The organism is Cellulophaga sp., from assembly GCF_039943695.1.
In the GTDB taxonomy this organism is placed as follows: Bacteria; Bacteroidota; Bacteroidia; order Flavobacteriales; family Flavobacteriaceae; genus Cellulophaga.
On sequence record NZ_JBDVAA010000201.1, the window covers coordinates 1 to 8,231 of the forward strand.

At 30.2% G+C, this 8,231-nt stretch carries 10 protein-coding genes; 3 read left to right on the top strand and 7 right to left on the bottom strand.

What is annotated here, in order from left to right:
* The coding region (locus ABJD66_RS14590; protein ID WP_348132947.1) for a hypothetical protein at nucleotides 1-532 on the top strand (532 nt) is incomplete at its 5' end.
* 76 nt (nucleotides 533-608) lie between these two features.
* On the opposite strand, the gene ABJD66_RS14595 is transcribed toward ABJD66_RS14590, so the two are convergent.
* Both ABJD66_RS14595 and ABJD66_RS14600 read right to left on the bottom strand, forming a co-directional pair.
* On the bottom strand, nucleotides 609-1,160 hold the full coding sequence (locus ABJD66_RS14595; RefSeq protein WP_303541510.1) for a DUF6515 family protein: 552 nt from the start codon (nucleotides 1,158-1,160) through the stop codon (nucleotides 609-611).
* Between the two features lie 107 nt (nucleotides 1,161-1,267).
* Nucleotides 1,268-2,254: a hypothetical protein gene (locus tag ABJD66_RS14600; RefSeq protein WP_348132950.1), complete on the bottom strand. Its 987-nt coding sequence runs from the start codon at nucleotides 2,252-2,254 to the stop codon at nucleotides 1,268-1,270.
* 138 nt (nucleotides 2,255-2,392) lie between these two features.
* On the opposite strand from ABJD66_RS14600, the gene ABJD66_RS14605 reads away from it, so the two are divergent.
* Together ABJD66_RS14605 and ABJD66_RS14610 are read left to right on the top strand one after the other, a co-directional pair.
* The gene (locus tag ABJD66_RS14605) at nucleotides 2,393-4,162 is read left to right on the top strand and encodes a potassium transporter TrkG (protein WP_348132953.1); all 1,770 of its coding nucleotides are present in this window, start codon (nucleotides 2,393-2,395) and stop codon (nucleotides 4,160-4,162) included.
* Between the two features lie 6 nt (nucleotides 4,163-4,168).
* A complete protein-coding gene (locus tag ABJD66_RS14610; protein WP_100895681.1) occupies nucleotides 4,169-4,849 on the top strand; it encodes a TrkA family potassium uptake protein in 681 nt (226 codons plus the stop codon).
* Here the strand turns inward: ABJD66_RS14610 and ABJD66_RS14615 are convergent, their stop codons facing one another.
* From ABJD66_RS14615 to ABJD66_RS14635, 5 genes are all read right to left on the bottom strand, one after another.
* The gene (locus tag ABJD66_RS14615; protein WP_157811122.1) at nucleotides 4,850-5,731 is read right to left on the bottom strand and encodes a DUF6268 family outer membrane beta-barrel protein; all 882 of its coding nucleotides are present in this window, start codon (nucleotides 5,729-5,731) and stop codon (nucleotides 4,850-4,852) included.
* Nucleotides 5,732-5,887: 156 nt separating this feature from the next.
* Nucleotides 5,888-6,520: a Pycsar system effector family protein gene (locus tag ABJD66_RS14620; RefSeq protein WP_100895679.1), complete on the bottom strand. Its 633-nt coding sequence runs from the start codon at nucleotides 6,518-6,520 to the stop codon at nucleotides 5,888-5,890.
* Between the two features lie 6 nt (nucleotides 6,521-6,526).
* Nucleotides 6,527-7,180, bottom strand: a complete 654-nt coding sequence (locus ABJD66_RS14625) for an NAD(P)H-hydrate epimerase (RefSeq protein WP_348132958.1) — start codon at nucleotides 7,178-7,180, stop codon at nucleotides 6,527-6,529.
* Nucleotides 7,181-7,182: 2 nt separating this feature from the next.
* Nucleotides 7,183-7,908: a hypothetical protein gene (locus ABJD66_RS14630; protein ID WP_348132961.1), complete on the bottom strand. Its 726-nt coding sequence runs from the start codon at nucleotides 7,906-7,908 to the stop codon at nucleotides 7,183-7,185.
* A gap of 21 nt (nucleotides 7,909-7,929) precedes the next feature.
* Nucleotides 7,930-8,231 (bottom strand): glutamate synthase-related protein (locus ABJD66_RS14635; RefSeq protein ID WP_348132964.1); only part of this gene is annotated, 302 nt, incomplete at its 5' end.

Below are 8,231 nucleotides of genomic sequence, written 5' to 3' on the forward strand. Positions count from 1 at the left end.
ACTAGAATTAAATGGCTATAAACCACACATAGAACCAGACAAATTAGATGTAGAGCCTATACATATTGGCGGTTTCCCTTATTCTTTTCTTCATTATTTAAGACGATTTTTTGCGTATCATATGAATGATGAAAATTGGACTCCTACTCCTTTTGATAAAAATTTAGATCCTGCAGCAGATGCTATTGTAGAAGAAGAATCATCTATGTTTTATAGTCACCTTTTAGTTCACTCAGACTGCGCAGGGTATTACATTCCTATAGATTTGGAAGATGTAATTTTTGATACAGAAGAAATTAACGTGCCTGGAGCTATGATTGGTTCTTCTTATGGTTTGTTAACAGATTTAAAAAGCGTTGCAAAAAAGTTAGGTGTACAACTAAATGAAAATTTAGAAGTACAAAACAAAGAAACACTCTATAAAACCATTGATAATCAAGGTGATTTTTGGATAGAAAAAATAGTTTGGCTAACACTTTTTGAAGCTGCCAACTACAGCATAAAAAACAAGACAGCTATTGTTTTTAATTAATAAATGATATGTATAAAAAAGCCTCAATATAATTAATATTGAGGCTTTTACTATTTTAAAAAGTTAAACTGAAAAACTATAAATTACCCACAACTTTAAATGCTTTACCATTTGGTGTAATTACAATCTCATACAGTTTACCGTCGTAACTATAGTATTCTTTATTATCTATATAAACAGCGTCTGCCTCATCTGGTAAACTATAAACAATAGCGTCTGTAGGAGCTTCTACCACTTTATAATTACTACCAGATTTTATGTAAAAAGTACCCCCAAAATAATAATATGGTTTATTTCTAATTACTACTTTTCTATATCCTGTAGGTATTGTTTTTATTTTTAATCCTATTGGTGGCGTAACAGCAACATAACGCCCATTATTATGTCTGTAATAATTACCATTAGCATAGTGGTAATTTACTCCGTTTCTTTTTACCACAACTGTTTTTGCTGGTAACGTACGTACAACTCTTACTTTAGGTTTTGGAGTTTTGTAAACAACCTTAGTTTTAGTTACTGTTGTTTTGGTTACTGCTTTTTTAGATGACCTACGTTGCGCATTAGCAGAAAATGCAATAAAAAATACAACTAAAGCAGCAACAACTATTTTTTTAATTTTAAAATCCATAATCTCTATATTTTAAAGTTAATTACTATTTGGACTCCAAAAAAGAATTATGGTTTAAGTCTTTAAAACATAAAAATTGTTAAAAGGGTTTTTGTAAAACAATATAATTATAATAATTTTTCTTTTTCTATCTCTAAAATTTCTACTCTGGTAAGATGTTCTTTTAGAGGCATAAACGCAATGTGTTGCGCCTGTTTTTTATAAATATTCCAATAAACAACAACATAACCATTTATTGGTGATACATATACTCCTTTTTTAGCCTCTTCTATTTCTATTTTTGTTCTTTTCTCCTCTGTATACTCTACCCAAATAACCCTATTAAAGTCGGACTTGTTTACCAATGTCTCAAAATAATTACTTAGTATTAATTTAGGCTGTGTCTCTTTCAAATACCTATGTATTGTTGTTTTAACATCTTCATCTATAGATTTAAAACCAACTTCATCTTTATTAAGTTTTATATCTTTTAGTACCCACTCACTGTGCTCTTTTTCTATATGATGTATTAAGCCAGCATAGGTATCATTTAAAAACATTAATTTTAAATTAAAACTATGGTAATAACCAAATTTATCTGTGTCTTCTTTACTAAATAAATCTAAAAAATACTGTTCTTTCTGTGCTATTTCTGTTTCTGAGTATTCTTCATCAAAAACCAGCTCAACAACATCATAGCTCCATTTTAAACTAACTCCTAGAGCTAACATTTTATCTTCTATTACAGCTTGTGATGCTACCACTTCTTGTTTTTGTATATAAGATTGATGAAAAGACAAACCGTCTGGATACATAGATTTAACATCTTTTTGATCTGCAATTTTTCCCGCATCAAAAGTTAAATACATTTCTATTTTTGGATTTTCAACTTCATAAATTACAGCCTTAAAACAATTAGGATTCATAGTTGCTGTATTAAAAAACCTATATAAATCTTTGTGTTTTAATGTAGTACCATAATTCGCATTTAAAAAAGCATTTAAATTTTTGGTTGCCATTTTCTCAGACAGCATATATTTATATTTTAATGTGTAAAATAATACAACAAGTAAAACTAAAATACCAATAACAATCTCTTTAAATCCAATATCCATAACAACAAATATAATGTAACAATTACTCTAGATCTTCCCTGTAAATAGTGATTTTATAATTTAGTTTTTTATTAAGACTACTAGATTTTTTAAGTTTTACCTTTGTTATAAATATTTAAAATAAATCTACTACTCATTTTGAATTTTTTAAATAATTACAAACAGTACTTTAAACAACTATACCGTATTACTTTTATATGTAGTGTAATTGGTTTGTTCCTTTTTGTTATAGATTTTGGGTATAACAAATCTCCGCAATTACAGTACGTTTTTAATGTCTACTACTTTATAGTTATAACATTAGGTATTTTAGCCACACTGTTACGCTATATTAAGCGACATAAGACTATAAAACATGGCGTTCTTATTTTTGATAGTGCTACAATACTTATCACCTTAACCATTTTATATGCTCATTTTTTAGGCGAAGAAGCACACAAACATATTTCTTTTTTATATAATGACACGTGGGTTAAATTTGCGATTATACTAACTTTTATAAGAGAATTTTCAGAGCAAAATGTAAACTATAAACGTACCGTATTTAATCCGGCACAGCTTTTTATAATTAGCTTTTTAGGTATTATTTTTATAGGTACATTGTTGTTAATGTTACCTAATGCAACCTATACCAGCATCTCTTTTTTAGATGCTCTTTTTACGGCCACTAGTTCGGTTTGCGTTACAGGTTTAATTGTTGTAGATACAGGCAGTTATTTTACCACATTTGGGCAAGCCATAATATTATGTCTTATACAAGCAGGTGGTATTGGTATACTTACCGTTGCTAGTTATTTTAGTTATTTTTTTAAAGGTAGTGCTAGTTATGAAAATCAGCTTTCTTTAAGTGATATTACTGGTGCTTCTAAGTTAGGAAAAGTATTTTCTACTCTTAAACGTATTTTAGTAATTACATTTTCTATAGAGATTTTAGCAACTTTATTAATCTATAGTAGTGTAGATAAAACATTGTTTAGTTCTTTTTTTGAACGTTGTTTTTTCTCTCTTTTTCATTCTATTTCTGCATTTTGTAACGCTGGTTTTTCTACGTTATCAAATAGTTTATACCAAACAGGGTTTAAACACAATTATATGCTTCATAGCATTTTAATTGCTTCTTTTGTTTTAGGTGGATTGGGTTTTCCTATAGTCGTAAATTTAATTAAATACCTAAAGTACTTTTTTGTTAGAAAATTATTTTATTTATCAGGAAAAACAGAAACTCATAAACCTTGGGTGTTAAATATTAATAGTCGTATTACACTAGTTACAACCATTTCCTTAACGGTTATTGGTACTATTATTTTTTATATTAATGAATATAACAATACGTTAAAAGAACATAGCGGTATTGGTAAGTTTGTAACTGCTTTATTTGGTGCTACCACACCTAGAACTGCTGGTTTTAATACAGTAGATATGTCTGCCTTAAACTTTTCTACCATTATGCTAATCTTTTTACTAATGTGGATTGGTGCATCTCCATCATCTACAGGGGGTGGTATAAAAACAAATACTTTTGCTATTGCCACACTTAACTTTTTAAGTTTAGCTAAAGGTAAATCTAAAATAGAAGTTTTTAGAAGAGAAATTGCAGAGGTCTCTGTACGTAGAGCTTTTGCTGTTATATCCCTATCACTATTAGTTATAGGATCTGGAATTATACTAGTTTCTATTTTTGATAGCGAAAAAAAACTGTTAGACATTGCCTTTGAGTGCTTTTCCGCTTACAGCACTGCAGGCTTAAGTCTTGGTATTACAGCGGATTTAAGTGCGCCTAGTAAACTTGTTATTATTGGCATAATGTTTATTGGTAGAGTAAGTATGCTTACACTACTTATTGCTTTGGTTAAAAAAACCAAACACAGAAATTACAAATACCCAACTGAAGAATTGACTATAAATTAAACTAAAATGAAATATATAATTGTAGGATTAGGAAGTTTTGGTGCTTCTATTGCCATAAAACTAACAGAACAAGGTAACGAGGTTATTGGTATAGATACTAATATGAACCGTGTAGATATGTACAAAGAAAGTATATCTCATTGTATTTGTATGGATGCTACAGATGAGCACACTGTATCTGGACTACCTTTAAAAGATACAGATTTGGTTGTTGTTGCCATTGGCGAAAATAAAGGTGCCAACATTATGGCTACTGCTTTATTTAAAAATTTACAAGTAAAACGATTAATTAGTAGAGCTATAGATTCTTTACATGAAAAAGTTTTACACGCTATTGGGATTGATGAAATTGTACACCCAGAAGAAGAATCTGCAGAAAGATGGGCTAAAAAACTATGTTTAAAAGGTGTTTTAAACTCTTTTGAACTTAATGATGATTTTAGTATTGTTGAAGCAGAATTACCTTTAAAATACGATGGTAAAACCATTAGAGAAATTAATATTAGAAAAAAATATAACTTGCTTGTTTTAACAACAATAGCTAATAAAGAGGTAAAAAGCATTGTGGGTAAAACTAAAAATATCACTAAAGTTAAAGGTGTTGCCAACCCAGATAATGTACTTAACAAAGATGATATTTTAGTAATTTACGGTAGCAATAAAGACATTAAAATGTTTTTAGATTAACTATCTTCTAATACGTATTCCTGTACCAAAATAGATGGTGTTTTTTTTATCTACGGTAGACACCTTATCGTTGTCTTTATTTCTTAACTCAGCTGCCTCCATAAGTACGCCAGAAAAATTACAAAAAAGTTCTAGGTGCTCTTTTATTTTAAACTCGTAGCGCAATCCTCCTAAAATAAGAGATACATTTATTTTTTTTGCTAAATCTTCTTCATTATTAACGGGCAATCCTTCTTGTATATTAGCAGTAAAACCATCTAACTCTGTTACCAATTTTAGTCTAGATTTTTTAGAGATATGATATTGTATGTTAGACTTAGGAACACCTAAATTATAAGACCACTTTGGATGAAACTTACGGTAATAACTAATAAAAGGCAAAGGAAAGGAAATACCTCTGTTTTGAGAATATGAAACTCCAACTATTAAACGGTAGGGTTTGTCTATTGTAGTATCATCTCTTTTATCATTAATAAATACGACATCTCCTGCAAAAACAGCATCCTCAAAAGTAATTTTACTACCTAAATTAGAGCTAAAACCTGGTGTAAAACGCACACCCAAGCGCCAATCATTCTTTAATTTTTTAATGTATGCTAAATTAAATTCTAGCATTTGAAAATCCTGAATAATGTCTGAATTAAACTCTGCTATTTCAGGGTCAAAAGACATTTCTATATTACTGTAGTCTAACCCTAATAATAAATAATTACTATTCTTAAGTTCTATTGGATAATTAACGGCTGCTCTTGCACGACTGTAACCAAAATTAGAACTACCTCTAGGTAAAACTTTATATTCTATTCTTGCAAAATCTGATATTTGTGCAGACACGGTTACAAAACACAATAACATTACAAACAACAGACTTTTACTCCTCATTTAAATTTATTAAATTATTACTATGACCTATAAACCTTGTAAAGTTATTAATAATAAATGACTAAGTATGTTCCTATTTACAACTCATTACTTGATACAGGCAACATTTTGTCAAATTCTATAACAATGACCACAAGGTATTATAAAAAAAAAGCTTTAGACAAAGTAATTACCAAACATTAAATGACAAGCAATAAAACCTATCACGGCTAAAATAATGCCGACTAAAAAAATGTGAAAAGAGGATCTTAAAAGCTTAAATTTTCTATCAATGGTCTTCCCCAAATGAAATGTATCTCTTGCTATGGTCTTATATAGCTCATCACCTTTGTACATTAAACTAGTCAGTTCTTCTGTATATTCTTCTTCATTCATAGTATTAAAATTGCCATAGAACAATAAATTATTCGTGCTTTTACTACCGTGTGTAAGCTCTGGTCTTGTTGCAAAAACAGCATACCCTATAGAAATTAGGTTGGTAAGCAACATAATTGTAGCAGGAAAAATTAAATGCGGGTCTTTATCTAACTGGTTAAGTACAGTACCTAAAGTTATAGAAAGAATAAGTGCATTAATAGAAATGAGAATATTAGACTTTCTATCAATCATTGTGTTTAAGGTATACTGATTTTTAGACACCAAACGAAACAATGTTTCTGCACCGCGCTCAGAACGTGGCTCTACTTTTAAAAGCTTTTTCTTTAGCTCTTTTAGCTTCTCTTTATCAATACCCAATTCTTTTCGTAATTGCTTATCAATTTCTTTCGCTTTTTCTTTATCGTTTATCATATCACTTTATAAAGATATCAGTTGGTTTTCACTAAAATTAGGCATCTTAATATTAAAATGCTCATAAACCGACTTTGGAATTCCTATATCTGCTACAAACACTTCTACACCACTTGGCAATTTTTCTAGTATAGTTTTAGGAGCTGCCAAAGTCATTATTTGGTTTGCTTTAAAGCCAAATAGTTCTCCATCTTTAGAAATACCCACAGGAATATCTAAAGAAATTTTAAATGCCGATGATGTGTTTGCTAATGCGATACTCTTAATAAAAGCATCTGACAATGGCAATCTTTGAGAAAAACCCAAATAAGCATCTACCCAAATATCTGTCTTCTCAGGAATACCCTCTTTTGCTCCAAACAGTAATGCTTTTTTTAATTGTGCTTTAGGTAAATCTTTAGTGATAGAAACCGCTAAATCTAAATTAACATTAAAACCCCAAGCAGCAAGTCTAAGTGCAGCTACTAATCCACCACCGCCATTATTTCCATTACCAATACCAATAGTAACTACAGAGTTTTTTGTTGCTCTTTTAGCCACTAACCTAGCCAATTGTAAACCCGCATTTTCCATCATTAGAACAACAGACAAATTGTACTTTTCTACAGCCCAATAATCCATTTCTTTAAAAGCGTCTAAAGAAAGACTAGTTACTTGCATGCTTATTTTTTATAGGTATTTATGGCTTCAGTAAAAAACTTAACCACTTGCTCTTCATTAATTTTTGTGGTTGGTAACACTGCTCCTTTAAATCCGTCGTTTTTCCATTCGCCTAATGAAAGTGAATCAAACTTAGAAGTATCTAGCCCAGAGTGACCTTTGTAGCCACTAATATAAAAATAATGCTCGTTAACCATACTATCTGGCACAGCCAAGCCAAAACCTACAGCTATATCTTTGGTTAAACTGGCATAAGCACCAGAATCAAAATGATGTGGCCAAATTCGAATACTAGACTCCAAACCATTCATTTCTAATGTTTTCTCTATACTTAATTGCGTCAATGTTCTTAAATCTGTAAGCTCCTTTAATTTTGAAGCATTGAGTTTAAAGATGAAAGAATTATCAATTGAATACGGTAGATTATAATGAAAATCATATGTATATTTCTTTCCCAAAAACGTTTCTGAAGAATTACGTAGCCATTCCAATACCTGCTGATGTGTTTTTCCGTCTAACAAAATAGAAGCGTTTACTTTAGGCAAAATCCATTCTAATGAAAATGTAGCATAGTTTAAGGTCAACATATCTCCGTTTAAAGATAATGGATGCGTTTCTAAACGTTGTTTTTCAATTGAAAAACCAAGATTAGTATGACTATCATCTGACTTCTTCTCTAAAAAACTTATTCCTGCTGCGGCTAAATATTGTGCCGCTAAGTGCATCATTTTTTCCATTTTTTTATCTTTTTAGGCGTTAATACCAGCGTAGTTAATACCTGTTAGTTTATGCATATGATAATTAAAAGTAGATAAATCATCAAAGTTAAACTTAGAAATATCATCGTGACCACATGCTCTTGCTACTACTTTTATTAAATTGTTTGTTGCATCAAAATAATTGTGTAATTGCTTTGCTGAGGAGTCAATAATTAATCTACTACGTAACGATTCTTTTTGAGTAGCAATACCAACTGGACAGTTATTACTACCGCAAGCACGCATTCCTAAACAGCCAATAGCCTGTAAAGCAGAATTAGATACTGCAATGG